The 26,408-nt window shown below is 72.7% G+C and carries 22 protein-coding genes, 1 tRNA gene and 1 other RNA gene; 12 read left to right on the forward strand and 12 right to left on the reverse strand.

Annotated features, from left to right (window positions below):
- Positions 1 to 251 precede the first annotated feature (251 nt).
- The 3 genes from purD to ffs form a co-directional block, all read right to left on the reverse strand.
- Positions 252 to 1,505: a phosphoribosylamine--glycine ligase gene (gene purD, locus ACFY2L_RS18850; protein WP_390822853.1), complete on the reverse strand. Its 1,254-nt coding sequence runs from the start codon at positions 1,503 to 1,505 to the stop codon at positions 252 to 254.
- A 131-nt stretch (positions 1,506 to 1,636) separates the two neighbouring features.
- The gene (locus ACFY2L_RS18855) at positions 1,637 to 4,066 is read right to left on the reverse strand and encodes a DNA polymerase III subunit gamma and tau (RefSeq protein ID WP_390662286.1); all 2,430 of its coding nucleotides are present in this window, start codon (positions 4,064 to 4,066) and stop codon (positions 1,637 to 1,639) included.
- A 91-nt stretch (positions 4,067 to 4,157) separates the two neighbouring features.
- Positions 4,158 to 4,256, reverse strand: an RNA gene (gene ffs / locus ACFY2L_RS18860) — signal recognition particle sRNA small type.
- Between the two features lie 72 nt (positions 4,257 to 4,328).
- Between ffs and ACFY2L_RS18865 the strand changes: the two genes are divergently transcribed.
- The 4 genes from ACFY2L_RS18865 (at position 4,329) to ACFY2L_RS18880 (ending at position 9,634) form a co-directional block, all read left to right on the forward strand.
- Positions 4,329 to 4,413: transfer RNA gene (locus ACFY2L_RS18865), tRNA-Ser, on the forward strand.
- Between the two features lie 280 nt (positions 4,414 to 4,693).
- Positions 4,694 to 7,126, forward strand: coding sequence for a helicase-associated domain-containing protein (locus ACFY2L_RS18870; RefSeq protein WP_390822854.1), 2,433 nt, complete (start codon positions 4,694 to 4,696; stop codon positions 7,124 to 7,126).
- A 61-nt stretch (positions 7,127 to 7,187) separates the two neighbouring features.
- A complete protein-coding gene (locus tag ACFY2L_RS18875) occupies positions 7,188 to 8,609 on the forward strand; it encodes an ATP-binding protein (protein ID WP_390822855.1) in 1,422 nt (473 codons plus the stop codon).
- Positions 8,610 to 8,989: 380 nt separating this feature from the next.
- Positions 8,990 to 9,634 (forward strand): hypothetical protein, encoded by a 645-nt coding sequence (locus ACFY2L_RS18880; protein WP_390822856.1) that lies wholly within the window; start codon positions 8,990 to 8,992, stop codon positions 9,632 to 9,634.
- A gap of 93 nt (positions 9,635 to 9,727) precedes the next feature.
- Here ACFY2L_RS18880 and ACFY2L_RS18885 read toward each other — a convergent pair whose 3' ends face one another.
- The 8 genes from ACFY2L_RS18885 to ACFY2L_RS18920 all read right to left on the reverse strand — a co-directional run bounded on the left by ACFY2L_RS18885 (position 9,728) and on the right by ACFY2L_RS18920 (position 20,792).
- Positions 9,728 to 10,138 carry a roadblock/LC7 domain-containing protein gene (locus tag ACFY2L_RS18885; RefSeq protein WP_390662282.1) on the reverse strand — a complete coding sequence of 137 codons (411 nt, stop codon included), beginning with the start codon at positions 10,136 to 10,138 and terminating at the stop codon, positions 9,728 to 9,730.
- Complete coding sequence (locus tag ACFY2L_RS18890) at positions 10,135 to 12,144, reverse strand: nitrate- and nitrite sensing domain-containing protein (protein WP_390822857.1); 2,010 nt, start codon at positions 12,142 to 12,144, stop codon at positions 10,135 to 10,137. Before ACFY2L_RS18890 ends, ACFY2L_RS18885 begins: the two co-directional genes overlap by 4 nt.
- A 302-nt stretch (positions 12,145 to 12,446) precedes the next feature.
- Positions 12,447 to 13,529 (reverse strand): multiple monosaccharide ABC transporter substrate-binding protein, encoded by a 1,083-nt coding sequence (gene chvE / locus ACFY2L_RS18895; protein WP_390662280.1) that lies wholly within the window; start codon positions 13,527 to 13,529, stop codon positions 12,447 to 12,449.
- A 915-nt stretch (positions 13,530 to 14,444) separates the two neighbouring features.
- On the reverse strand, positions 14,445 to 16,418 hold the full coding sequence (locus ACFY2L_RS18900) for a copper resistance CopC/CopD family protein (RefSeq protein ID WP_390823190.1): 1,974 nt from the start codon (positions 16,416 to 16,418) through the stop codon (positions 14,445 to 14,447).
- A 153-nt stretch (positions 16,419 to 16,571) separates the two neighbouring features.
- Entirely contained in the window at positions 16,572 to 17,327 is a 756-nt protein-coding gene (locus ACFY2L_RS18905; protein WP_390662279.1) for an SDR family NAD(P)-dependent oxidoreductase, read from the reverse strand.
- The gene (locus tag ACFY2L_RS18910) at positions 17,324 to 17,803 is read right to left on the reverse strand and encodes a cupin domain-containing protein (RefSeq protein WP_390822858.1); all 480 of its coding nucleotides are present in this window, start codon (positions 17,801 to 17,803) and stop codon (positions 17,324 to 17,326) included. Before ACFY2L_RS18910 ends, ACFY2L_RS18905 begins: the two co-directional genes overlap by 4 nt.
- A 9-nt stretch (positions 17,804 to 17,812) precedes the next feature.
- Complete coding sequence (locus tag ACFY2L_RS18915; RefSeq protein ID WP_390822859.1) at positions 17,813 to 18,415, reverse strand: GNAT family N-acetyltransferase; 603 nt, start codon at positions 18,413 to 18,415, stop codon at positions 17,813 to 17,815.
- The gene (locus tag ACFY2L_RS18920; RefSeq protein WP_390822860.1) at positions 18,408 to 20,792 is read right to left on the reverse strand and encodes a penicillin acylase family protein; all 2,385 of its coding nucleotides are present in this window, start codon (positions 20,790 to 20,792) and stop codon (positions 18,408 to 18,410) included. The genes ACFY2L_RS18915 and ACFY2L_RS18920 overlap by 8 nt, the downstream gene beginning before the upstream one ends.
- Positions 20,793 to 20,887: 95 nt before the next feature.
- Between ACFY2L_RS18920 and ACFY2L_RS18925 the strand changes: the two genes are divergently transcribed.
- The 7 genes from ACFY2L_RS18925 (at position 20,888) to ACFY2L_RS18955 (ending at position 25,138) form a co-directional block, all read left to right on the forward strand.
- On the forward strand, positions 20,888 to 21,661 hold the full coding sequence (locus tag ACFY2L_RS18925) for a siderophore-interacting protein (RefSeq protein WP_390822861.1): 774 nt from the start codon (positions 20,888 to 20,890) through the stop codon (positions 21,659 to 21,661).
- A 24-nt stretch (positions 21,662 to 21,685) separates the two neighbouring features.
- Positions 21,686 to 22,270: an HhH-GPD-type base excision DNA repair protein gene (locus ACFY2L_RS18930; RefSeq protein ID WP_390662274.1), complete on the forward strand. Its 585-nt coding sequence runs from the start codon at positions 21,686 to 21,688 to the stop codon at positions 22,268 to 22,270.
- Between the two features lie 139 nt (positions 22,271 to 22,409).
- Positions 22,410 to 23,075, forward strand: coding sequence for an HdeD family acid-resistance protein (locus tag ACFY2L_RS18935; protein WP_390822862.1), 666 nt, complete (start codon positions 22,410 to 22,412; stop codon positions 23,073 to 23,075).
- A gap of 86 nt (positions 23,076 to 23,161) precedes the next feature.
- The gene (locus ACFY2L_RS18940) at positions 23,162 to 23,482 is read left to right on the forward strand and encodes a hypothetical protein (RefSeq protein WP_390822863.1); all 321 of its coding nucleotides are present in this window, start codon (positions 23,162 to 23,164) and stop codon (positions 23,480 to 23,482) included.
- Between the two features lie 45 nt (positions 23,483 to 23,527).
- Entirely contained in the window at positions 23,528 to 23,653 is a 126-nt protein-coding gene (locus tag ACFY2L_RS18945) for a hypothetical protein (protein WP_390662271.1), read from the forward strand.
- A 425-nt stretch (positions 23,654 to 24,078) separates the two neighbouring features.
- Complete coding sequence (locus ACFY2L_RS18950) at positions 24,079 to 24,375, forward strand: type II toxin-antitoxin system VapB family antitoxin (protein ID WP_004943146.1); 297 nt, start codon at positions 24,079 to 24,081, stop codon at positions 24,373 to 24,375.
- Between the two features lie 136 nt (positions 24,376 to 24,511).
- Positions 24,512 to 25,138, forward strand: coding sequence for a LytR C-terminal domain-containing protein (locus tag ACFY2L_RS18955; protein ID WP_390823191.1), 627 nt, complete (start codon positions 24,512 to 24,514; stop codon positions 25,136 to 25,138).
- Positions 25,139 to 25,151: 13 nt separating this feature from the next.
- Here the strand turns inward: ACFY2L_RS18955 and upp are convergent, their stop codons facing one another.
- The gene (gene upp / locus ACFY2L_RS18960) at positions 25,152 to 25,787 is read right to left on the reverse strand and encodes a uracil phosphoribosyltransferase (RefSeq protein ID WP_390662270.1); all 636 of its coding nucleotides are present in this window, start codon (positions 25,785 to 25,787) and stop codon (positions 25,152 to 25,154) included.
- A 157-nt stretch (positions 25,788 to 25,944) separates the two neighbouring features.
- On the opposite strand from upp, the gene ACFY2L_RS18965 reads away from it, so the two are divergent.
- Entirely contained in the window at positions 25,945 to 26,151 is a 207-nt protein-coding gene (locus ACFY2L_RS18965) for a hypothetical protein (protein ID WP_390662269.1), read from the forward strand.
- The last annotated feature ends 257 nt before the right edge of the window (positions 26,152 to 26,408 follow it).

Consider the following 26,408-nt stretch of genomic DNA (forward strand, 5'->3'; position numbering starts at 1 on the left):
CTCACTCCCCCACTGTGGCACCCGCCACTGACATCGCAATGCCGGTGGGCCAAGTGCCGGAATGCTTGCGCCGCACCCTAGTTGGCCCTCCGGCCCCCGTCAGCCGGATAGCTCAGCGCTCACTCGATGGAATGGCTTTGGGGAGAGGTGGATGACGATGGGCAACGATCAGGCCCCGGGTTCCGGGGGCGTCCGCTAGGGACTCCCACGGCACCCGGGGCCTGGAGGATGTTGCCTGGTGGCAGGGCGTGTTACGCGCCCGCCGCCGCCTTCGCGGCGATGTCCGTACGGTGCTGGGAACCGTCGAGACCGATCCGCGCGACGGCCTGGTACGCCCGCTCACGGGCCTGCGTGAGATCGGTGCCGGTCGCGGTGACGGACAGCACGCGGCCACCCGCGCTGACGACCGACTCGCCGTCCCGCCTGGTCCCGGCGTGCAGGACGTACGCGTGCGGCGCGTCCTCGGCGGCCACCGCGTCGAGCCCGGTGATCGGGTCGCCGGTGCGCGGGGTGCCGGGGTAGTTGTGGGAGGCGATGACGACGGTGACGGCCCCGTCGTCGCTCCAGCGCAGCGGCGCCACGTCGGCGAGGGTGCCGGTCGCGGCGGCGAGCAGGACGCCGGCGAGCGGGGTCTTGAGCCGGGCCAGGACGACCTGCGTCTCGGGGTCGCCGAAGCGGGCGTTGAACTCGATGACCCGCACGCCCCGGCTGGTGATCGCGAGACCGGCGTACAGCAGCCCGGAGAAGGGGGTGCCACGGCGGCGCATCTCGTCGACGGTCGGCTGCAGCACCGTCTCCAGGACCTCCTCCACCAGCTTGGGGTCGGCCCACGGCAGCGGCGAGTACGCGCCCATGCCACCGGTGTTGGGACCCTCGTCGCCGTCCAGCGCGCGCTTGAAGTCCTGGGCGGGCTGGAGCGGGAGGACCGTCTCGCCGTCGGTGATCGCGAAGAGGGAGACCTCCGGGCCGTCGAGGAACTCCTCGATGACCACGCGTTCGCAGGCGGCGGCGTGCGCCTTCGCCGCGTCGAGGTCGCCGGTCACGACGACGCCCTTGCCCGCGGCCAGACCGTCGTCCTTGACGACGTACGGCGCGCCGAAGGCGTCGAGGGCCTCGGCGGCCTCTTCGGCGTTCGTGCAGACGTACGAGCGGGCGGTCGGGACGCCGGCCCCGGCCATGACCTCCTTGGCGAAGGCCTTGGACCCCTCGAGCTGCGCGGCTTCCCCGGACGGTCCGAAGACCGGGATCCCCGCCTCCCGGACGGCGTCGGCGACCCCGGCCACCAGCGGCGCCTCCGGGCCTACGACGACCAGGTCGGCGCCGAGCTCCAGCGCCAGCGCGGACACGGCCTTGCCGTCCAGGGCGTCGACCTGGTGCAGCTCGGCGACCTCGGCGATGCCGGCGTTGCCGGGAGCGCAGTGCAGCGCGGTGACGGCGGGGTCGAGGGACAGTGAGCGGCACAGTGCGTGTTCGCGGGCGCCGCTGCCGATGACGAGGACGTTCACGGGGGTCAGCCTAACGGGAGGCGGCGGGGTGCCTTTGTGCGGGCTTCCGAGGACCGGGAGGCCAGGCCTTCGTAGATTCCTCCGAAACGCGGCGGTGGTCTGCGGGAACCGGGGCCGAAGGGCGGCCTCGCCTATTCGTTGGTGTACTCCTCCACCACGGTCGCGCCCAGCTCGCGCACGATCAGTTCATGGCCGGAGAGGGCCGACTCGTTGAGGTCGGGGTCGTCGTCCTCGGGAATGTCGTCCTCGGGAGCGACCGGTTCGGGGGCGGAGGGCCGGGGCGGGGCAGCGGCGCCGGCGGAGGCCTGGGCCGACCCGGACGAGGACGCGGACGCGGGACCGGACTGGGCCGGGGTGACGGACGCCGGGGGCTGTGCGGCCGGACCGCCGCCGTAGCCGGCGCCCGGGACGCCGTACGACGAGGGGCCGCCGTGACCGCCGCCCGCGTTGCCGTAGCCGCCCGGCGCCGCGCCGCCGCCGTGACCGCCGGCCGGCGCGGGGGCCGAGCCGCCGCCGGACGGGTCGACGACCGCGTCGATCTTCCACTGGACGCTGAACTGCTCGGCCAGCGCCTGCCGCAGCACCTCCTCGCTGCCGCTGCTCGCGAAGTTGTCGCGGGCACCGGCGTTGACGAAGCCGAGCTGGAGCGTGGTGCCGTCGAAGCCCGCGACGTGCGCGTTCTGGCTGAGGAGGATCCAGGTGAAGCGGCGGCGGTTCTTGACCGCCTCCAGGATATTGGGCCAGAGCATGCGGGGGTCGAGGCCGCCGGCGGGGGGTGCGTAGGCCGTCGGGGCGGAGGCAGCAGGGGCGGAAGGGGTGGCCGAGGCCGGTACCGGGACGGAGGCCGCGGGGGCGGCGGTGGCCGCCGGGGGACGGACCGCTCCACCGCCCGCAGGGGTGGCCGTGGGCCAGCCGCCGGGCCGGCGCCCGCCGCCCGCGGGGGCGGCGGTGGGCCACGCGCCCGGGGCGGGGGCAGCGGCGGCGGGGGGCTGGGCAGGCGGGGCCGAAGCGGGGGCAGGGGCGGCGGGCTGCGCGGGACCGGTCTCCGCGGCGGCGGGAGCCTGTGCGGGAGGCGCGGAGGGCGCGGCCGCCGCGGCAGCGGGGGGCACGGCGGAAGGTCGGTGGTCGGGGTGCTGCGCCGGGTACGGGGAAGGCGGCTGGCCGGGATGCTGGGCGGCAACGGAGGCGCCACCCGATCCCGCACCCGCCGCAGGCCCGGCACCCGGTCCGGCACCCGGACCCGCGCCCGCACCGCCCCGCACCGCGGCCCGGGCGGCGGCCGCTCCGCCTCCCGGCGGGATGGGGGCGCCGCCGGCCGCGGCCGCGCCGCCGCCGTGCGCCTCCGGCCCGGGCACGTACCCCATCGCGGGCAGCCCCTGGGGAGCACCGGCGGCGGAGAAGTTCACGCCGCGCTCGATGCGGTCGAGGCGGGCCATGACGGAGCGCTCGTCACCGTAGGCGGCGGGCAGCAGCACGCGCGCGCAGATCAGCTCGAGCTGGAGGCGGGGCGAGGTGGCGCCCCGCATCTCGGTGAGTCCCTCGTTGACGAGGTCGGCGGCGCGGCTGAGTTCGGCGGCGCCGAAGACGCCGGCCTGGGCCTGCATCCGCTCGATGACGTCGGCGGGGGCGTCGATGAGCCCCTTCTCGGCCGCGTCCGGGACGGCGGCGAGGATGACGAGGTCGCGCAGCCGCTCCAGCAGGTCGGCGACGAACCGCCGGGGGTCGTTGCCCCCCTCGATGATCCGGTCGACGACCTCGAAGGCGGCGGCTCCGTCGCCCGTGGCGAAGGCCTCGACGACGGAGTCGAGCAGCGAGCCGTCCGTGTACCCGAGCAGGGAGGTGGCCATGGCATACGTCACACCCGCGTCGGTCGCGCCGGCGAGCAGCTGGTCCATGACGGACATGGAGTCACGCACGGACCCGGCCCCGGCCCGCACGACGAGGGGCAGGACGCCTTCCTCGACCGGGATGTCCTCCTTCTGGCACACCTCACCGAGGTAGTCCCGCAGGGTCCCCGGCGGGACGAGCCGGAAGGGGTAGTGGTGCGTCCGCGAGCGGATGGTCCCGATGACCTTCTCGGGCTCGGTGGTTGCGAAGATGAACTTCAGATGCTCCGGCGGCTCCTCGACGACCTTGAGGAGCGCGTTGAACCCGGCCGACGTGACCATGTGGGCCTCGTCGATGATGTAGATCTTGTAGCGGCTGCGGGCGGGCCCGAAGAAGGCCTTTTCCCGCAGGTCACGGGCGTCGTCCACACCACCGTGCGACGCGGCGTCGATCTCGATGACGTCGATCGATCCCGGCCCGTTGCGCGCCAGGTCCCGGCACGAGTCGCACTCGCCGCACGGGGTCGGCGTGGGGCCCTTCTCGCAGTTCAGGCACCGGGCCAGGATCCGCGCGCTGGTCGTCTTGCCGCACCCACGCGGACCGCTGAACAGGTACGCGTGATTGACCCGGTTGTTCCGCAGCGCCTGCTGCAGCGGGTCGGTGACATGCTCCTGCCCGATGACCTCGGCGAACGACTCCGGGCGATAGCGGCGGTACAGCGCGAGAGACGACACGCCTACGAGGTTATAGGCGCCCACCGACAACCGGGATCCGCGCGAGCACCGGGCACCGGGCCCGGACACCGCCCACCCCTGCCCACCCCGGAACGCAAGCGCCCCCCACGCACCCGCCAGAGCCGACCTACCCTTGCTGCCTTCCGGCCCTGGGGGAGTTCAGTCAGATAGCGCCGCGTGAGGGGCTGCCCAAACAGTACCCGATGCCGACGGCCAGGAACGAGTTCGCGAGCACTCCTCTCGGTCATGTAATGTTTCCGGCGGAGGATTCGCCTAGAGGCCTAGGGCGCACGCTTGGAAAGCGTGTTGGGGGCAACCCCTCACGAGTTCGAATCTCGTATCCTCCGCAGCCGCCTGAACAGGCGATACGAAGAGCCGAGCCACGCATGTGGCTCGGCTCTTCCGGCGTTCCGCGAGGCGGTACAGGATGCGCAGGGAGTTCGGAGTACCGGTGCGGGATCCGGTCACCTCTCGCGCCTCAGTGGGGCGGGCCGCACCCTGCCGACGCTCCCTGGGGGCAACTGCCTCCGTGCGGCACCCGCTGGTCACGGGGATACGCCATTGTTGAACCCGGCGCGGGTTCTCCGGCCCCGCTGCGACTCACTCGTGCGACGAGGTGCATTCCGCGTGAAGTCCCGATCAACGCTGGCGACATGGCTGGGCAGCCTCGATGGCTCTCGTCTGGCACGCGTGCTCGAAGCGCGGAAGGACGCCATGTCCCCTCCGGAGCCACGCTCGGTGGGTGAGCTGGCGGACCGTCTTCAGCGCCCGGGATCGGTAGCACTGTCCCTGCCGCGGCTCGCGCTGCCACACCTCCAGGTGGCCGAGGCTCTGGCGGCGCTGGGTGCGCCGGCCTCGCGCGAAGCCCTGGCGGAGTTGCTGGGGGTGGCGGACGACGACGCCAGCGAACTGGACGCCGTACTGGAAGTGCTGGCCGATCACGCTCTGGTCTGGCCGGACGACGCGGGGACGCTCCGCATGGCCGGACCGCTGCGGCAGGTCTGGGAGGCGCCCCTGGGCCTGGACGCTCCGCTGGAGCAACTGCTCGCGGGCGCGACCTCCGACGAACTTCGCGGCATGCTGGCGGCACTAGGCGTCAAGCCGGCGGCCACCAAGCCGCAACGACTGGCCACACTGGTGGAACACCACAGCGACCCGGAACAGGTCGTCTCGGTGGTCGCGAAAGCTCCTGCAGCGGCCCGGGAGCTGCTCGACCGCCGAGCTGAGGGCGTGCCGGGGCAGCCGCAGTTCATCGTGTTCGGTGCTGTCGGCCCCGGCCTCGAACCGGGCGAGCGATGGGCGCTGGACAGGGGGCTCCTGATCCAGGACCGTCACCGCTACGGCCCGGCCCGTATGCCTGCAGAGGTGGCGCGCGCACTGCGCGGACCCGGCTGGCACGCCCCGTTCGAGCCCATACCGCCTTTCGCGCGGCTGACGCCCGTCACCCCGAGGGAGGTGGACAGCGAGGCGTCGGCCGCGGCCACGGCGTTCGTGACCCATGCCGTCTCAGTCCTGTCGGCATGTTCGACGGCCGCGCCTGCCCGGCTGAAGTCCGGCGGAATCGGTGCGCGGGAGCTGGCGCGGATCAGCAAGGCCGCCCGGGCCGACGACGCCGTCGTACGCCTGGCTCTCGAGACCGCGCACGCGGCCGGGCTCCTGGGTCGGGACGGCGATCGCGTGGCGCCCACGGAGGCGTATGACGCCTGGGCGGAACAGGAACCCCCGGAGCAGTTCGCGGTACTGCTTCAGGCCTGGCGGAACCTGCCGCTCACCCCGACCCAGGCGCGTGACGAGGACAGCAAGTCGCTTCCGGCTCTCGCGGGAGCACCGCCCTGCAATGGCTGCATGCAGGCTCGCCACGGGCTGTTGACCGCAGCCGCACAGCTTCCGGCAGGGCAGGGCACGACGGTCACCTCGGAGCTGGGGTCTCTGATCGCATGGCATCGGCCACTCGCCCACTCATCGCTCCTGGACGGAACACCGTTTGCCACCGTGATCCGTGAGGCCGAGATCCTCGGGGTACTCGCTCGCGGTGCCCTGTCCGCCCTCGGCATCCATCTGCGGACCGGCGACACGGAGGCGCTGGGCGTCGAGTGCCGGCGGCTGCTGCCCTCGGCCACCGCGACGGCACGGATCGGCGCCGACCTCACCGCCGTCGTCACCGGCACACCGTCCGCGCGGCTGGCCTCGCTCCTGGACTCCGTCGCCGACCGGGAGTCCAGTGGCACGGCATCAGTGTGGCGCATCAGCTCCCGCAGCATCCGCCGGTCACTCGACGCCGGCCGTACCTGCGACGACATCACGGCCGACCTGGCCGCCGTCGCCGCCGGGCCCCTGCCTCAGCCTCTGTCGTACCTGATCAACGACACCGCACGTGGCCACGGGCGCGTGCGCATCGCCCCCGCCGCCTGCGTCCTCCACGGCGACGAGCCCGCACTCTTGGCGGAACTCGCCGCCCACCGCAAGCTCACCAAACTTGGGCTACGGCAGCTGGCGCCGACGGTACTGGTCAGCCGCAGCCCGCTCGACACGACCGTCGCCGCGCTCCGGGCCGAGGGATACGCCCCCGTCGCCGAGACCGCCGAAGGCACGGTACGGATCGAGAAAACCCAGCTCCGGCGCGCCGCCGCTCCTGTGCCGGCTCCGCGCCGCACCCGCGCGCGGGACAGCGGCCGGAAAGCTGCCACAGACGTGGCGAAGGCACCCACCGCAGTTGACCCGAACATCTTGGCGACCCAACTACTGAAGGCCCCGCCGACGTCTCCCGAGCCCTCGCCGTTCGACGGAGGAGCGGCCTTCGCCACGGACACCGAGGAGATCGTCGCAGGGTGGGCAAAGCGCCTGCCGTACAGCGACGTCCGTCAGCTCGCCCACGCCATCGAGACCGGTGAACCCATCACCGTCGAGTACGTCGCCACCTCGGGGAACCGGACGGTGCGCACCCTCAGCCGCCTCATGCTCGACCCGCCCTACCTAGAAGCCTGGTGCCACCTGCGAGACGACGAGCGCGTTTTCACCCTCTCCCGTATCCACAGCGTCATGAGCCTCACGCCGGACTAGAGCAGGATAGTATCGACAGCGATAGTATCTCTGTCGATACTATCCCTGCCGGGAGGTTTGTGTGCGTCGTTTCATCGGGCGGGATCGCGAGCTGAGCGTGCTCGGCAACGCCTTGCAGGCGGTTCGCTCTGCCGTTGGGTCGGCGAAACCGGGGCAGTGCGTCCTCATGCGGGGAAGGCGGCGGGTCGGCAAGTCCAGCCTCGTCGAGGAGTTCCTCCGGCGCACCGAGACGCCGTACCTCTTCTTCACCGCGGCGGGCGGCACCGCGGAGGACGAACTGTCGGAGCTGCTCGATGCCGTCGCCAGGTCCACCCTGCCGGAGCGGGGACTGTTCTCGGAGGAGACCCCGAGGCAGTGGAACGCGGCGTTCAGGCTGCTCGCGGAAATCCTTCCCGACGACAGCCCGAGCGTGGTCGTCATCGACGAGGTTCCGTATCTCATGGACCGCATCGATGCCTTCGAGGGCATGCTCCAGCGGGCATGGGACCGGCTGCTCAGCCGCAAGCCGGTACTTCTCCTCCTGGTCGGATCCGATCTGTCGATGATGGAGGCGCTGAACAGCTACGACCGCCCCTTTCACCAACGGGGCCGGGAAATGATCGTGGGGCCTCTGAGCCCGGCCGACATCGGCGAGATGCTCGGCCTGTCAGCGGCAGCCGCGTTCGACGCCGCTCTGATCACTGGAGGGCTCCCCCTGATCTGCGCCGAGTGGCGGGCCGGAGCAGACGTCTGGGAGTTCCTCCGCGACTCGCTGGACAACCCGATCTCGGCGCTGCTGGTCTCCGCCGAGCGCTCACTGGCCGCGGAGTTTCCACCGCAGGCGATGAGCAGGGAGGTGCTGCGGGCCATCGGATCCGGGGAGCGAACCTTCACCAACATCGCTCGCGCGGCCGGCGGCATCGCCCACACCACTCTCACCCGAGCCACTGACGTCCTGACCGAGAAGCGGGTCGTGGCCGCCGAGCTGCCGCTCTCGCTGAGGCCGTCGAAGGAACGCCGCTACCGCGTGGCCGACCCCTATCTCCGGTTCTGGCTCGCGTTTCTGGATCCGCACATGGCGGAGATCGAGCGGATGCGGGGAGATCTCACCCTGAGCCGGATCAAGGAGCAGTGGACGAGCTGGCGAGGCCGCGCGATCGAGCCCCTGGTCCGGGAATCCCTCGCCCGCCTCCTGCCGGACGGTCTCCTGCCCGCGGCCCCGGCGGTCGGCGGGTACTGGACCCGCAGCAACGACGTCGAAATCGACCTGGTGGGCGCCGACCGGCAGCCAGTAGCCAAGCAGTTGCGCTTCCTCGGCTCGGTCAAGTGGCTGGAGAACTCCGCGTTCGACAGCCACGACCTGGCCGCACTCCAGAAGCACCGGGCCGCGATCACCGACGAGCCGGTACCGCTCGTGGCGGTCTCCCGCAGCGGGGTCGGCTGTTCCGGCCTCCAGGCGGTGTACGGCCCCGAGGAACTGCTCAGCGCCTGGCGCAGGGAGTGAGCAGGAACTGAACCCCTGGTTGCAGTTCTGGTTGCATTCGCTGCCGTTCAGGCCCGTTCATCACCTGACCACAGCCCTGTTTCACCGCAGGTCAGGACACCGCTGATCAAGCCCGACCCCCCGGACGAACATCTGGAAAGCGTGTTGGGGGCAACCCCTCACGAGTTCGCATCTCGTATCCTCCGCCAGTGCCTCACCGGGCACGATGTCGATGGGCCCCGCTGCTTGCAGCGGGGCCCATCGACGTTGTCCGTCTGACGGTCGAGTGCGGCAGAGCTGGGGCCGTCTCCGGGCCGTCCGAGGTCGCGCGACCGTACCCAAGGACGACTGAGTACAGGTGCTCATGCCGGCCGCCCGGTGTCCTGCGCACGATGCTGCGCATGACACAGCGACGCAACCGCCTCGGGCGGCGCCGGAAGATCCTCGTTGCGTCGGCTGCGGTGCTGGCAGTGGCCGGGGCGGTGGGGCTGGCTCGGTGTGCCGAGCGGCTCTGGGAGGGCGATCCCTATCCCGTCGAGGATCCGTCCGTCACAGCCCTACGGCTGGACGGTCACACCCAGTCCGTCTACGACGCGCTTGCTCTGCCGGACGCCGAACTGGACCCCGACTGGCCTGGAGAAGGTCAGCAGGCCGACTCCAGCTGCACCTATCGAGGTCTGAAGCACTTCCCCGGGCAACTGAACGACACCCCGCCGAGCATGCCGGGCGTGGTCAGTGTGAGCAGCGAATGGGCACTGAAGGGTGTCCCTTCGGGCCAGGCCATGACGGCGCTGCGACGGGCACGGAAGCAACTGACGGAACGAGGGTGGAAGGTCACCACGTACGAGAGCGTCAATCACGCGATCCAACTGCGTCTGCAGCCTCCTGACAGCGACGACACGGTGTGGGTCGCGACATACCCCCGTGGCCGTCTGGAAGTCGCCGCGTACGCCGAGTGCGCCCGCTATCCGTCGGGCACGCCGATGAACGACGGGGGAGAGCCGGATCTTCCTGCCCCGGGGGCACCCGCCCAGCTGCGTGGATGACGCGTGCGGCGGGTGCGGCGTGCGGGCACTCAGGACGGCGCTCCCGTCGTGGTGCTTCCGCGTGCGGGAGCCGACTGCCTCCAGTGGCCGCCGTCATCTGGGCGCCGCCTGCAGTTCGAGGATCAGCTGGGGGGTGAGGAGTTCGCCGGCGCGGTCGGCGAGGACGGACATCTCGTAGCCGACGAGACCGACGTCGCATCCTTCGGCGGCGAGGACGCCGAGGCAGCTGCCGTCGCGGATGCGGCCGACCATGAGGAAGCCGCCGAGCATTTCGATCATGACGAGCTTCATGCCGTGGAAGCCGTGGGTCGTCGCCGCGTTCTGGGCGAGGCTGGTGATGCCGGAGACGACGGCGGCGAGGTGGTCGGCGCGGTCCCGGCCGAGGGTGTCCGAGGCGGCCATGAGCAGGCCGTCGGAGGAGACGGCCACGGCGTCGGTGACGCCGTCGGTGGTGCGTACGAACTCCGAGACGAGCCAGCCGAAGCTCTGGACGGCGGTGGTCACGATGACGCTCCTTGGGGGTTTCTGGCCTCGGCGCGGGCGACACCTGCCCGGAAGCCGTTCAGCAGTGAGGAGACGGAGGGCCGGGCGGGCGGGGGTGGTGCTGCGGTCGGGGAGTCCTCGGCCGGTGCGAGGAGGCGCCCCGGGAGGACGAGGAGTGCGGACAAGCCGCCGCCGGGCGTGTCGAAGAGGTGGACGCGGGTGCCTTCGCCGAGACGGTGTGCGAGCCGGCCGACGACGAGATGGCCGAGGAAGCGGGTGGGCGCGGTGAGGAGCACGTCCTCGCCCGAGCCGGAGAACAGGGCGCCCGCACGTTCCTTGTCGGCCGCGGACATGCCGACGCCGTGGTCGACGACGGCGAACGAGTAGGTGTCGTCCTCGGCGTCGAACCAGCCGTGCACCTCGACCGGTTCCGTCGGCGGCGAGAAGTTCAGCCCGTTCTCGATGAGTTCGGCGAGCAGGTGCGCGACATCCGCGACGGCGTGCCCGCGCACCCGTACCGGCTCCACGGCCGCGATCAGGACCCGTCGGTACTGCTCCACCTCGGCGACCGCGGACTGGACGACCTCCAGGCCGTCGGCGGGTGCCATGGGGGGCCGGGGGGAGTTCTGCCCGGCCAGGACCAGCAGGCTTTCGGCGTTGCGCCGCATGCGGGTGGCGAGGTGGTCGAGTTCGAAGAGCTCGGCGAGCGCGTCCGGGTCGAGTTCCTGCCGTTCGAGGCGGGTGATGAGGCCGAGCTGGCGGCGCACCAGGTTCTGGTTGCGGCGGCCGAGGTTGGCGAGCGACTCGGTGGTGTTGCGGCGCAGGCCGGCCTGCTGGGCGGCCAGCTGGAGGGCGGTGTGCTCCACCTGGTGCAGGGACACCGCGACCTCGGCGATCTCCGCCGCGCCGCCCAGCAGCCGAGCGTCGGGGTCGTCCGGCGCGTCCTTCGGCGGGAGGGGCCGCGCATGGTCCTGCGGCGCGTGCTGGATACGGGCGACGGCCTCGGGCAGCCGGTGCCGCGCCACGTCGTGGGCGGTCTCGGCGAGGGCCCGCAGCGGGCGCGTGAGGGACCGGGAGGCGAAGGCGGCGAGGCCCATGACGAGGGCGGCGATGAGCGTGCCCGCGAGGAGGTAGGCGGTGAGGGCCAGTTCGGCCTCGTGACTGAGCCGGTCGGCCCGGTGCCGTACGTCGTCACCGACCGACTGCTGGACGGCGTACAGATCGTCGACGAGTACGGTCATCGCGTCCCACCAGGCACCGGCGGCCGCGCGCAGCGGGGTGCCCTCGGCGGCGCCCTCCGCCTGTTTCTCGTAGGTCGTGGCGCGTTCGGCGTCCGCGGTGGTGAAGGCCTTCTCCAGGGCCGCGCGCTGCGGTGCGGTGGCGACGGTCCGGAAGCGGTCGAGGGCGGCGACCCGTGTCGCGCGCACCTCGGTGAAGTCGATGTACGTGCGGCCGTGGAAGGTGCCTTGGGCGAACACGCCGTTGAGCAGCCCTCGTTCGAGTGCGACGGACTCCTCGGCGGCGGCCAGCTCCCGCAGTGCGGCCAGCCCGTCGCGCAGCCGGCGGTCGGTGCCGGTCGCGCTCCCCGCCACCGGATCGACGGCGTTGAGGGCGTCGACGGCGCCGGTGTAGAAGGTGAGGGTGGCCGCCTGGTCGGCGGTACCCGCGTCGGCGGCGGAGCGGATGCCGGCCAGGCGTCGCAGGCGCCGCTGGACGACGTCCTCGACCGCGCTCTCGCGGCGCATGTCCCGCAGGGCCGTGTCGACGTGCTCGCGGGTGGTGGCGAGAAGCGGGCGGAACTGCTCCTCACCGCCCAACAGACCGTTGGTCAGGCCGCGTTCGCGTTGCAGCTGGTGCACGAGGCCCTGGATGCGCAGACTGAGGCCGACCTCGGCGCGGGTGGCGCGGGCGTCGCCGAGGGCCTCGGCGCGGCCGTACACCGCGAGACCGGCCACGGTCAGCAGCAGGCAGACCGGGACGGTGACGACCACGGCCACCCGGCCCCTGATGCTGCGCCAGCCGGGCACCGGCCGCCTCCCGCGAGCCGTTCGGCCCCCACGGTGACGTACCGAACTCCCTTTGCCTAAAACGCTTTTGGCGATCACGGCGAGCCTGTCGTGCAGCGGCCGCACCGGCGTCCACACCCTCATGCCACGACGCTAGTCCGGCCGTGGCGACGGCCGGTTTCCCGCCTGTTAGACCGTGTGGGACATCTCGTTGCACCGCTCTCACACCGCGGGGCGGCCGACTGTGACCGCGGAGCGTTCGAGCACGACGTTCGAACGCCGGGGTGTGGTGCCGCGGGAGCCCGACGAGCCTTTCCCGCGGGCTACTTGAGCTCGGCGTCGGTGTAGTAGCCGCCCGCGACCAGGACGTACTCGTAGTTGCTCTTGTCGACGCTCGTGGGCTGCAGCAGGTAGGAGGGCACGGCCTTGGCGCCGTTCTTGTAGGACCTCCTGTTGTTCAGCCGCGGGGTCCTGCCGTTGAGGATGTCGTCGACCATGTCCGCGGCGACCTCGGCGAGTTGGTGGATGTCCTTGTAGACCGTCTGCGACTGCTCACCCGCGATGATGGACTTCACCGAGGCCAGTTCGGCGTCCTGGCCGGTGATGACCGGGAAGGGCTTGCCGGCGGAGCCGTACCCGTACGACTTCAGCGCGGACAGGACGCCGATGGAGATGCCGTCGTACGGCGACAGGACCGCGTCGACCTTCCTGTTCACGTAGGACGAGCTGAGGATGCCGTTCATGCGCTTGCGCGCCGTCGGCCCGTCCCAGCGCAGGGTGGTGACCTGCTTGAGCGCGGTCTGGCCGGACTGGACGACCAGCTGTTTCTTGTCCAGGTACGGCTGGAGGAGGTGCATCGCGCCGTCGAAGAAGTATCTGGTGTTGTTGTCGTCGGGGGACCCGGCGAACAGCTCGATGTTGAACGGGCCCTTGCCGTCGTCCAGGCCGAGCTTGTCCACGATGTAGAGGGCCTGGAGCCGGCCGACCTGCTCGTTGTCGAAGGAGACGTAGTAGTCGACGTTCTCGGTGCCGAGGATGAGCCGGTCGTAGGAGATCACCGGGATGTCCTCGGCGGCGGCCTTCTTGAGCACGTCGTTCAGCGACCTGTTGTCGATGGCCGCGACGACCAGCGCGTCGACGCGCTGCTCGATCAGGTCCGCGATCTGCGAGACCTGGGCCTTGGGGTCGTCGTCGCCGTAGACCAGCTTGGTCTGGTAGCCCTTGTTCTTCAGGTCGGTGACCATGCTCTTGCCGTCGTTGAGCCAGCGCTCGGAGGCCCGGGTCGGCATGGCGATGCCGACGGTGCCGCCCTTGGTGGTGCTCGCGCTGTCCTTGCCGCAGGCGGACAGGGTGAGGGCGAGGGAGGCTCCGGCGAGGGAGGCGAGGGCGGCTCTTCGGTTGCGCATGGTGATCGTTCCTTGTTCTTCTCGTCGTTGAGAGGATGACGGCGCGTCAGATGCCGGAGCGGACGCGGTGGCGCGGGCCGGGCAGCCGTCGAGCAGGTCGGGCGCGGTCGTACGTGGGTCGTACGCGGGCCGTTCGCGCGCCGCACCCGCTCCCGGGCGGTGGCCGGTGCCCGGCTCCGGCGCAGGGGTGCCGGGGGGCTCCGCGGCCATGTGAACGCGCACACGGTCCGCCCAGGTCGTGGGAGATCTCGGTGCGCGGGGTCTCACAAGCCGTGAACAGCCGGTGGATCGCGCGGGAGTGTGCGCGCGTCAGACCGCCCGGCACCTCGCTTCAGGCGATGCCCGAGTGTCTCGGTGTCCCGCGGATCGCCGACGTCGGTGCTGATTCCGGTGATGCGCAGGGCACTCGCCTTTCAGCTGTTCGAAATACCGTCACACGGTCGGAATGCTGGCGAGACTGTAAGGGGGCGTGTACGGAGTGTCAACGGGTCGAACACAAACCGTTTCAGAAACAAAGCTGTCCTCCGTTGGCCACATGTGCTCGGCAGGGGACATTTTTCGACCGTTGTGGCAGGTGGAGCGCCCTCCGGTCGTTTCGGAGCGCAGCCAGATCCTGGCCGCCCGGGCGGGGATCCCTCCGGCGTCGGAGACGTGCTCGGGCGGCACGGGGCCGCCGGGGCTGATGGGGCCGCCAGGGTTGCAGGGGCCGCCGGGGTCGCCGGTGTCGCCGGGGTCGCCGGGGATTCCCAGCCCGTCCCGGGTGATCCAGGGCCCGTACCGCGCAGGACCAGGACGTCGGACTCGGCCGACGTGCCGACGGGGGTGCGCGAGGCGCCGTAGGCCTGCCTCAGGGCGGCGGCCGTCGGGTCGCCGGGGCCGCCGAAGGCGGAACCGCCCACGCCTTCCCCACCGGCCTCAGCGGTCGATGCGCACGTCCCTCGTCTCGCTCACCTGGTCGATGTCCGACACCCGGATCGTCGCCTTCATCTCCCAGGTGCCCGGGATGGGCAGGTTGAGGTCGTCGGAGCCCCAGTAGCCGCCGCGGTCGGTGACCTTGGCGTCGAGGGGGCCGATGTCCTGGCCGGGAAGAGTGAAGGACAGCCGCAGTTCGGGGATGGTGACGAAGCCGCCGTCGGGGCCGTAGACCACCGCCTGCACCGAGTTGTCGCCGACCCGGCCGGGGTCGAGGGTGATCTGCACCTTGCCGCGCAGGCCGGGCTTGCCGAGGTCGAAGGGGATCGTGGTGACGGAGGCGACGGGCAGCCCCGCGGACTGCTGGGTGGTGGCCGCCTCGGCCGCGGCCCGGCCCGGCAGGGTGCCCGTCAGGATCGTCGTGAGGACGAGCACCACGACGGAGACGGCGACCTCCAGGAGCACCGACCGCCGCAGCGCGCGGCTGTGCGCGGCCTCGGCGGGAGTGAGGCGCGGCGCCGGCCCGGAGGTGCCGGCCGACGGGACGGACCGCCCGGAGCCGGCGGGGGCAGCGGAGTCCGCCGCGTCCGCGGTGTCTCCGGCTTCCCCGACGTCTCCGGCTTCCACGGTGTCCGTCGCGGCCGTGCCGGCCGCGGTGGCGCCGGTGTCCGCGGCCTCCGGGGAGTCGGTGCCGTCCCCGGTGTCCGTCGCCTCCCTGGTGTCCGTCGGCTCCTTCCGCGCCGGCGGTCCGCCCGCCGGTACCGTCTCCAGCACCCGGGCCTCCTTCTGCGCGGCCGCCTCCACCGTCACCGTCCTCTGCTTCGTCACATTCCCCTGCCTGGTCACCGTGGCCCTCGACCACGCCCCCGCCGCCAGCAGCACCGCCACCGCGGCCAGCTTCGCGAGCAGGACCCGCCCGTACGTCGTCTCCGTCAGCGCCGAGGCCGACCCGAGACCGCGCCAGGACTGGTAGACACCCGTCACCACCAGGACGGTCACCGAGATCCCGGCCAGCCGGGAGAAACGGGTGACCACCCGCGAGGGCACGGACGCGCGGGGCAGCAGCGTGAGCAGGGCCACGAGGCCGCCCAGCCACACCGCCATCGCCAGCAGGTGCAGCACCGAGGAGGCCATCGCCAGCGGGACCTGGATGCCGGCCGACGCGTGCTCGGCCGCCGCCCAGGTCAGCGCGAGGCCGACCGCGAGGGCGGCGCCCCCCGCGAGGGCGGCGCGGGACGGCTCCGGGCGCCCGCGCTGTCGTAGGAGAAGCGCCGCCGCCGCGGCCACCAGCAGCAGGCGCGCCACCAGGGCCAGCCCGGGGCGGCCGTCCAGCGTGCGGGTCAGGCCGGACGGGTCCAGCGCGCCGGACGGGCCGGCGCCGGCCTCGTAGGGGGCGCGGAGGAAGAACAGGAACACGGTCGAGCCGGCCAGCGTCCAGCCGCCGGTCAGCAGTGGCCCGCGCAGCGGGCGGGTGTCCGGCGGACGGCACACGGCGACGAAGCCCGCCGTACCGACGAGGAGGGCCGCCGCGACGTACGCGAGGTAGCGGCCGATGTTGTAGAGCCCGTCGGTCGCCGGGTCCTCGGTGGCGGTGGAGGGCAGGACGGCCATGGTCGGCGACGCCTTGCCCACGGAGAAGGTGAAGGCGCCGGACACCGGGTGGCTGTCGGCCGACACCACGCGCCAGGCCATCGTGAACGTGCCGGTGCCGAGCTTCTTCGGCAGGTCGACCCGCACGGTGTCCGAACGGTCCTCCACATGCCCCGACCCGCCCAGCTCGACCCGCTGGTTGTCGGGGTCGAGGAGGCGGAAGGAGTCGTCGAGGAGGCCTACCGACTCGGTGAAGGTGAGGGTGATGCTGCGGGGCGACGTCCTGACGACGCTTCCGTCGGTGGGATCGGTGGAGCGGAGGGCCGCGTGCGCCGAGGCCGGTCCGCCGCCGAGGAGGAGCAGGACCAGCACGGTGCCCAGCAGCACCAGCCCCTGAAGTCGCCTTCGCCCACTGCCGTGTCGTCCGCCATCGCGCCCTTCGCTCACGTCACCCGCTCCGTCTTGCCGCCACTCGAGACTCGCGTGCTCGGGGATACGTACGCATGCACAGGACATCCGGTTCACCACCCCGGCTCCGGTTCACCACGTCGGCCGCGCCGACACACCGCCGTCCACCACCAGGTCGTGGCCGGTCACCCAGGACGCCAGCCGCGAGGCCAGGAACACGCACGCGTCACCGACGTCCTCCGGGCGGCCCAGCCGGCCCACCGCGACCGCCTCCCGCCACCGCCGCACCCCCTCCGGCCAGGCCTCCTCCAGTCCCGCACGGTCGATCAGGCCGGGCGAGACCGTGTTGACGCGGATGCCGTGGGGCCCGTACTCCAGCGCGGCCGCGCGGGCGTGCATCACGACCGCCGCCTTGGAGGCCGCGTAGTGGGCGTGCCCCTCCACGGGCATCCGGGCCTCCACCGAGGCGATGTGCGTGACGGTCCCGCCGCCCTGCTCCCGCATCACCTCGGCAGCCGCCTGCGTACAGGCGAACACGCTGGTCAGGTTGGTGTCCACGACCGCCCGCCAGTCCGCCGCCGGCATCCCGGGCAGCTCCCGCACCGGTTGTACGCCCGCGTTGTTCACCAGCGCGTCGAGCCGTCCCCCGCCCCACTCGGCGGCCTGCGCCACCACCCTGCGGCACTCGTCCTCGACGGTGAGATCGGCGCCCGGCAGCACGACGGCCCGGTCACCGATCTGCTCCGCCAGGGCGCGCGCCGCCTCGTCCCCGGTACGGCAGTGCAGCGCCACCGCCGCGCCCTCCCGCGCGAACCGCAGCGCGATGCCGCGGCCGATCCCGCCGCCCGCACCCGTGATCAGGGCCACCTGGCCCGCCAGCAACGTCATGGACGGCACAGTCCCGCGATCTGTGCGGCACGGTCCGGATAACGCGCCGTCAGAGCCGCCGCGTCCCCGTGTTCGTAGTCCCCGTAGGTGAACCCGGGGGCCATCGTGCAGCCGAAGAAGGTCCAGGCGCCCCGGGTCCGCGCGCCCATCCAGGTGCGCGCCGGGACCGTGAGCTGCGGCTGCTGCCCGCCGAGCACGTCCGGGCCGAGCACGGCCGTGCGGGAGGTGCCGTCGGGGGCGAGGAGCAGCAGCTCCAGCGGGTCGCCGAGGTAGAAGTGCCAGACCTCGTCGGTGGGCAGGCGGTGCAGGGCCGAGTGGTCGTCGGCGGTGAGCAGCGCGACGATCGCGGACCCGGCGGGGCGGCCGTCGGGGCCGGCGGGCCCCGCCCAGGTACGGCGGAACAGGCCGCCCTCACGGGGGATCGGCTCCATCCCGTAGTGCGCGACGAGGTCTTCCGGAGTGAGCGGGGCGGTCACCCGGGAAGGCTACGGGAAGGCCACCTCCCGCCGCAGGAAGGCCAGTCGGGCCTTCTTCTCCGGCAGGTACACGTCCGGCAGGTCGATCTCCGGCAGCGTGACCAGCGGCCCGGGCTCGAAGCCCTGGCGCAGGAAGCGGGCGATCGCCTTCTCGTTGCGCACGTCCGGGTCCACCACGACCCGCTGCCGGTCCAGGCCGAGCAGCACGTACGAGGCGAACGCGGTCATCAGCGCCGCCGACCAGCCCGGCCGCACGCCCCGCTCACCGGGGGACGCGAGAAGCACGTGCACACCGATGTCGCCGGGCCGGACCTCGTAGCACTCGCCGACCCGGTCCTCGGCGGGCTCGTACGTCTGGAGGAGGCCGGCCGGGGTGCCGTCCAGCTCGGCCAGGAAGGCGTGATGGGTGTCCAGGCCCGCCATGTGGGCGTAGATCTCGGCGACCTGGTCCCGCGTCAGACCGGTCATGCCCCAGAACGCGGCCCGTTCCTCTCTCACCCAGCCGTGGACGACGCCGGCGTCGCCCTCGGCGTCGAGGGGACGGATGCCGACGGTGCCGAAGCCGTCGACGTGCTCCTGGTGGACGTAGGTGTGGACAGGGCGGTCAGACATCGCTCTCCTTCGTCAGCTGTGCCCAGTCGGTGACGACCGGGGCCAGCTCGCCCTTGAGCCACAAGGGCAGCTGGTCGTGGTGGTGCGGGCTGTCGGGGTGGCCGGAGGCGCCGTGCGGGACCACCCACAGGCTGTCCTCGCGGCGGGCCAGGTCCCAGACGTAACGGGCCGCCGGGCCGCGCGCGGCGAGGTCGGTCCAGCCGGGCACGGCCGTCGTGCACAGCACGCAGTCGTGGTCGCCCGAGAGGGCGGGGCCCTCGTACGAGGGGTCGGGCAGGGCCCGCCAGGGGGCCAGACGGTGGGTGTCGCCCCAGCGGGCGGGCGGCTGTCCGGCGACCTCCTCGACGGCCTCCCGGACGAGCTGCGGCCGGTCGATGCCGTACAGGTGCTCGGCGCGCAGGAGGTGTTCCAGGGCGAAGCCCACGCGCGGCAGGAGGGCCAGCCAGGGGAGGAGGACCTCGGGGTAGGCGGGCGGGGTGGTCAGGGCGGCGAAGGCCGGGTGCGCGGCGAGCCGGCGGACGAGGGCACCGCGCAGCGCCGCGTACCGGGCGGCCTCCTCGCTGTCGGCGTCCATGCGGCGGTCCCAGCGCAGCAGGCGTTCACGCAGCTCGGCGGCGGGTCCGGTGAGGTCGTCGAGGGCCGCCAGGTGGTCGAGGAGCGGCGCGGCGGAGGCGAGGTGGGTGTCCGTGTGGATCGCGGCCATGTCGGACGCGGCCCAGGACTCCTTCTCGCCCAGCAGGGCGCGGATGCGGTCGGCGCGGTGGGGCGGGGCGAACTCGACGCCCAGGGGGGCGGCCGGGCCCCGCTGGTTGGCCATGACCGCGATGCCGTCCGTGAGACCGGCGCGGGGCATCTCGTGCCAGCCGGTCCACTCGTGGCCCGGCTCCCAGGCGGGAACCAGCCGGGTGCCGTTGGCCTCGGCCCGCACGGGCACCCGGCCCGCGACCCGGTGCAGCAGACCGCCCTCGGTGTCGGCGGCCTGGACGACGTTGACCGGCTCGGCCCACCGGTCGAAGGCCCGGTCCACGTCCCCGACCCGCCGGGCCCGCAACAGCGGCAGCAGCGCACTGAAGCCGAGATCCTCGGTGACCCGGGGCGGGTAACGGAGGGCGAGTGCCAGGGGGTGGGTGGGGGGGTGCGGGGGGTGCGGGGGGTGCGGGGGGTGCGGGGGGTGCGGGGGGTGCGGGGGGTTGGGGGCTTGTGAGGTGTGAGGCGCTTGCGGGGCGGGGGCCGCCTGCGAGGCAGGAGCCGCCTGCGAGGCAGGAGCCGCCTGCGAGGCAGGGGCCGCTTGCGGGGTGTCCGGGGTGCTCCGGGGGCCGGAGGCCGCCGGTCCTTCCGGCACGACTCCGCTCCCCAGCCCCTGCGGCAGCACCCCGCTCCCCAGCCCGTCCGGCACCACCCCGCCCGACGACTCCTCCGGCCCCACCCCGCTCGGCAACCCCTCCGACACCACCCCGCTCTCCAGGCCCTCCGGGCCGCCCGCGATCACCGGGCCGCGGGCGGTTTCGATCACCTCGATCTCGACCGGGTCCTCACCGGCCACCTCGACGGTCTCCATGTGCCGGGTGGCGCGGTGCCAGGCGCCGTCGGGGCCGAGGGCCTCGATGCCCGCGCCGGTGCGGCGCAGCCGTTCGCGGTAGAGGTCCTGGTAGTCGGCCATGGCGTTGGTGATGGCCCAGGCGACGGTGCCGGTGTGGCCGAAGTGGGCGATGCCGGGGACGCCCGGCACGGCGAGCCCGACGACATCGAACTCGTCGCAGGCGAGGCGGATCTGCTGGTAGACCCCGGGATCCTCGATGAAGCGGTGCGGATCGCCGGCGATGACCGCCTGCCCGGTGACGGTCCGGGCCCCGCTCACCAGCCAGCCGTTGCTGCCGGAGGTGCCGGGGCCGTCGGCGGCGAACAGGCCGACGGCGTCGGGGCCGAGGTGCCGGGCGGCCTCCTCGCGCCACAGCTTGGCCGGGAAACCGGCGAACAGGATGTGGACGGAGAGCCACACGGCGAGCGGGGTCCAGGGTTCCCAGCGGCCGGGGGCCAGGCCGACCCGGGTGAACTCGGGGGTCGCGTGGAGCCCTTCGTTGACGCCGTCGACGTACGCCCGTACCCACGCGGCCGTGTCCGGATCCTGCCGCTCCAGCCGGTCGAAGCAGCGGCGGGCGGTGTCGGCGAGGCGGACTCGGCGGGCGAAGACGTCCCAGGCCACGGCCTCCGGACCGAGGAAGGACGCCGAGGTGCCCTGGGCCCGGTGCCGCTCGACCTCCAGTTGCCAGGCCCTGTCGCGGGCCGTGACCAGGCCCTGGGCGCGGGCGAGTTCCCGCGCGTCGGCCGCGCGCAGATGCGGGACGCCCCACGCGTCTCTGTGGATCTCGGTCGTCACCCTGTGGCCCTTCTGTCACTGACAAGCGCTCAGCGCTTTAGGTTAGGCTTACCTAATCAATCGTGCAGGAATCGTACGCGAGGGGTGAAGCGGTCATGGCGCAGGGGCGGGGCTGGGAGGGCGCGGTCCTCAGACTGATGCGGGCGAAGGACTTCACCCTGACCGTCACCGGCGCCGAGGACGTCACCCCGCGCTTCCGCCGGCTGCACCTCACCGACGGCGGGCTGCTCGCCGCGACCGCCGTCCACCCGACGATGTGGGTGCGGCTGTGGTTCGACAACGCGGGCAAGCCGCACCAGCGGGCGTTCACCCTGGTCGACCCCGATCCGGCGGCCGGCACCTTCTCGCTGGAGTTCGCCCTGCACGAGGGCCCGGCCGGCGACTGGGCGCGCGCCGCCCGGCCCGGCGACACCATCGAGGCGACCGTCCAGGGCACCGGCTTCGAGGAGCCCTCCCCCGCCCCCTCGCACATCCTCGCGATCGGCGACCCGGCCTCCCTGCCCGCGATCAACTCCCTGCTGGACGCGCTGGGCACGGCCCCGGCGACCGTCTGGTTCGAGAACGCCGAGAACGCAGAGAACACCGAGAACGCAGGGAACGCCGAAAGCGCGGAGGATGCCGAGGGCACGGCGGTCGGGCTGCCGTTCCGCACGGACCCGGCCCGGCACGAGATACGGCACGTCCCGCGCGCGGAGCTGGTCGAGCGGGTGCGGGCCGAGCTGCCGGCCCTGCTGGCGGCCACGCCCGACCCGTACGTCTGGATCGCCTGCGACACCCGGACCACGCGCACGCTGTCCGCGTACGTCCGCAAGGAGCTGGGCGTTCCCAGGGAGCGCACGCACGCGCTGGGGTACTGGCGCGCGAGCTGAGGGCCACCGCGGGATCATCGACGCATGGACGTCACCCTTCACCTCGCCCAGGACCCCGAAGCCGACGAGCTGCTCGGCCGCTCCCCGCTGGCCGCGCTGGTAGGGATGCTGCTGGACCAGCAGGTCCCGATGGAGTGGGCGTTCAAGGGCCCCCGGACGATCGCCGACCGTCTCGGCGCCGGCGACCTGGACGCGCACGAGATCGCCGCCCAGGAGCCGGAGGCCTTCGCCGCGCTGCTGTCCGAGAAGCCGGCCGTCCACCGCTACCCGGGTTCCATGGCCAAGCGCATCCAGCAGCTGTGCCAGTACCTCGTCGAGCACTACGACGGCGACCCCGAGGCCCTCTGGAAGGACGCCGGCACCGGCAAGGAGCTGCTGAAACGGCTGGAGGCGCTGCCCGGGTTCGGCAAGCAGAAGGCACAGATCTTCCTGGCCCTGCTCGGCAAGCAGCTCGGCGTGCGCCCGGAGGGGTGGCGCGAGGCGGCCGGAGCGTACGGCGAGCCGGAGTCCTTCCGGTCCGTCGCCGACATCACCGGCCCGGAGTCGCTCTCGAAGGTGCGGGCGCACAAACAGGAGATGAAGGCGGCGGCGAAGGCGGCCAAGAAGTAAGGGAGGGCGCAGGGCAGGACGTGGAGCAGGGCGCAGAGCAGGACGTGGAGCGTGGCGTAGAGCAGGACGTGGAGCAGGACGTAGGTCAAGTGGCCCGTCCCGGGTGGCGGGCCGCCGGGTGCCGGTCTGAGCTGGGAGCATGACCGAGCCACCGAGCGGCTCCCCCCGGGGCCCGGCGTACGACGACCGCAGGGTCCACGCCCACCACGTCCCGCAGCGCGCGCACGAACCCGAGCCGCCCTTCGAGGGCCCCCTGCACGCCCTGTCCCGCGCCGCCTGGCAGGTCGTCCTGGGCACCGGCGTCGCCTCCCTCGTCCTGGGCGTCCTGGTCCTGGTCTGGCCGGGCGCCTCGCTGTTCGCGGCCGGCGTCCTCTTCGGCCTCTACCTGGTGACCAGCGGTGTCCTCCAGCTGGCCTCGGCCTTCGGCACCCACCGGGCGACCTCGCTGCGGGTGCTCGGCTTCGTCAGCGGCGCCCTGTCGCTGCTGCTCGGCCTGTTCTGCTTCCGCGGCCCCATGCAGTCGGTCCTGCTGCTCGCCCTGTGGATCGGCATCGGCTGGCTGATCCGGGGTGTCACCCAGATCCTGGCCGCCGCCCACGACAGCACCGTGCCCGCGCGTGGCTGGCAGATCTTCCTCGGGCTCGTCACGTTCGCCGCCGGGATCGTGCTCATCGACGCGCCTTTCGAGTCCGTCGCCGTGCTCACTCTCGTCGGGGGGATCTGGCTGGTGGCGGTCGGCGTGGTCGAGGTCGTCACCGCGCTGCGCATCCGCGGCCGGGCCCGGCAGGTCCCGCGCTCCCTGTGAGCCTTCCGGCCGGCCTGTCCGCCGAACGGGCGTATCCGCCGCCCGGCATGCTGAACGACGGGCGCGGCGCGGGCAGATGACCCTCCATGAGCACCGCAGCACGCCTCCCCCGCAGCCGCGCCTGGCTGCGGGTGCTCGTGCTGCTCCTCGCCGTGCTCGTGCCGGCCACGTCCCCCGAGGCGTCCGCGGCGCCCGTCGTGGCCGGCGAGATCACCGAGTACGACCTCCTCGGCACCGCGGTACGACCGGTCCCCTGCGCCCACCGTCCCGCCGTACCCCTGCGCCCCGAGCCCCCGGCGGGTCCGGCGCGCGGAGCGGTGGCGGGACGGCCGCGGCCCGGGCCGCCGCTGCCGCCGCACACACCGCACACCCTGCGTGCCCTGCGCACCGTGGTCCTGCGCTGCTGACCGGACCCGCACCAGGTCAGTCAGTACGACGCGAGGAGCACAGCCATGCCCATCGACCCGTACGCGGTCCTGCGCGCCCTGCTGCGCGCGGAGGCCGTGCGCAGCGCGGCACCGAAGCCGCAAGCCGCCCAGCCGAAGCAGCAGCGGACCCCGGAGAACCGGGACCGCTGACCGGCCGGCGGAGGCAGGGCCCGGCGGGCAACCGGTGGGCCCCGCCTCCGCGGAGTCCCGCCTCCCCAGGACCCTCGCCCCACAGACCCCGCCTCCCCAGGACCCTCCCCCCCCCCCCACGGGCCTCGCCTCGGCAGGACCCTCCCGAAAAGTCCCCGGCCCTCCGTCCACAGCCTGTGCATATCGCCTGCGCCGCGACGCGCCGGACCTCGTGACGAAGAACACGCCACCCCCTTTCGGGCGAATCGCCCGAACGGTGAGGGTGACCGGGTCATGCACAGCGGGCAGTTCCGCGGTGGGCTCGCCGGCGCCCCGCACCGGCAGCCCCCTCACTCCTGTTTTGACCCCGTTCATCACGGCTTTTCCGGCGTCGCACTCCGTCGCCATGGCTGCGCCCGGAAGGTCTGGGCCGGTAGGCTTTCCGTGTGATCTTCAAGCGCATCGGAAACGGCCGGCCGTACCCCGACCACGGCCGGGAAAGCACCCGGCAGTGGGCGGACGTGGCGCCGCGCCCGGTCCGCCTCGATCAGCTGGTGACCACCAAGCAGCAGCTCGACCTGGAAACCCTGCTCGCCGAGGACTCGACGTTCTACGGCGACCTCTTCGCGCACGTCGTGAAGTGGCAGGGCGATCTGTACCTGGAGGACGGGCTGCACCGCGCGGTGCGGGCGGCGCTCCAGCAGCGTCAGGTGCTGCACGCGCGCGTGCTCGAGCTGGACTGAGACACCTCCGCCGACGGCGGGGTTGACCCTTTCGGGTTCTTTCCCACGCCCCAGGGCGATGTCGGATGATCGTTTATTAGTCACGGCAGCCCCGGCGCACTACGCTGCGCCCATGAGCATGCTGACTCCCCCCGGCATGGGCGGCAAATACCGCATCACGGGGGACAAATACCCCCGCATGCGCCGGCGCCGGCGGCGCGGCAGGCTGGTCGTCGTGGTCGTCGCCTGCGGTGCCGCGCTCGGCGTGGCCGGCTGGGGCACTCTGCAGCTCATCGACGTCTTCACCGGGGGCGGAGGGACGGCCTCCGCGGCCGGTTCCAAGTCCTCCTGCGCGGTGAAGTCGGCCAAGGCGAGCCCCTCGGCGTCCGCCTCCCCGGCCGCGCTCCCGAAGCCCGCGCAGATCACGGTGAACGTCCTCAACGCCACCACCCGCAGCGGCCTCGCCAAGAGCACCGCCGACGAGCTGGAGAAGCGCGGCTTCAAGATCGGCGAGGTGGGCAACGCGCCCAAGGAGTACGACAAGAAGGTCGCCGGCACCGGGCTGCTGCTCGGCCCCGCCCCCTCGCTGAACACCTCGCTGACGGTGCTGTCCACCCAGCTCACCGGAGCCGAGCGGCGCACCGACGCGGCCCGCAAGGGCAACGAGGTCGATCTGATCATCGGCGACGGCTTCAAGGCGCTCAGCACCGAGACGGACGCGGCCAGGGCGCTGACGGCCCTGACCGCGCCGAAGCCGACGGCCGGTACGAAGAAGAGCTGCTGAACCCGGGCGGGGACTACTCCGCGGCGCCGTAGAGCCGGTCGCCCGCGTCGCCCAGGCCGGGCACGATGTAGCCGTGCTCGTTGAGGTGGTCGTCGACGGCCGCCGTCACGACCGTCACCGGCGTGCCCGCGAGCTCGCGCTCCATGAGTTCCACGCCCTCGGGGGCGGCCAGCAGCACCACCGCGGTCACGTCGTCGGCGCCCCGCTTGATCAGCTCGCGGATCGCCGCGACCAGCGTGCCGCCCGTGGCCAGCATCGGGTCCAGGACGTACACCTGGCGGCCGGAGAGGTCCTCCGGCATGCGCGTGGCGTACGTGGACGCCTCCAGCGTCTCCTCGTTGCGGATCATGCCCAGGAAGCCCACCTCGGCGGTCGGCAGCAGCCGGACCATGCCGTCCAGCATGCCCAGGCCCGCGCGCAGGATCGGCACGACCAGCGGGCGCGGGTGGGAGAGCTTCACACCGGTGGTCCCGGCGACCGGCGTGGTGATGTCGACCTGCTCGGTGCGCACGTCACGCGTGGCCTCGTAGGCGAGCAGGGTGACCAGTTCGTCGGCCAGGCGACGGAAGGTCGCGGAGTCCGTGCGCCGGTCGCGCAGCGCGGTGAGCTTGTGGGCGACCAGAGGGTGGTCGACGACGTGGAGACGCATGTCCACAACAGTAACCGGGCCCAACCCGCCCGGCGTCCCCACTCTGGGTGAACCTCTGCCCCCGGGTCGGGACCTCGCCGACCGGCTTGGGCCGAACCCTGGCATCAAACCGCCCGGCCGGGGGAAAGTGGTGGGGACGGACCCGGGAGGTGAGCCCATGCCCGACCTGCCAGAGCGCGACGCGCCGGAACCGACCGAGCCGTCGGGCCCGCCGCGGGAGACCGACACCGAGCGCCGCCGGCGCCGTGACCGCTTCCTGCGCGAACTGGCCGAAGCCCGTGAGCTGCGTGACCGGGTCCAGCCCCGCCGCGCCAAGAGCGCCCGCCTGCGCCATGCCATGCGTATGCGCACGTTCCGCTGGTAGCCGAACGATCCGCTCGCGGCGGTACGGCACTTGGGACGTTCGGGGAAGATCACCACCGCCACGAGTGGCGCCGGGGGGTGGGCGTGCTTGGACGCACGGGAAAGCCGCGTACGATCCGCAGTGGCCGCAACGAGTGTGCTGGTGAGTTGCCTGCGGACGTACTCAGGGACGTGCGATCAAAACCACCGGACACAGGGAGCCGAAGACGTCCCCTGAACGCCTTGTTTCTGCCACGATTCCGAGTGGGTGGGGCTCGG

The sequence above is a fragment of the Streptomyces sp. NPDC001381 genome (assembly GCF_042895685.1).
Classification (GTDB): Bacteria; Actinomycetota; Actinomycetes; order Streptomycetales; family Streptomycetaceae; genus Streptomyces.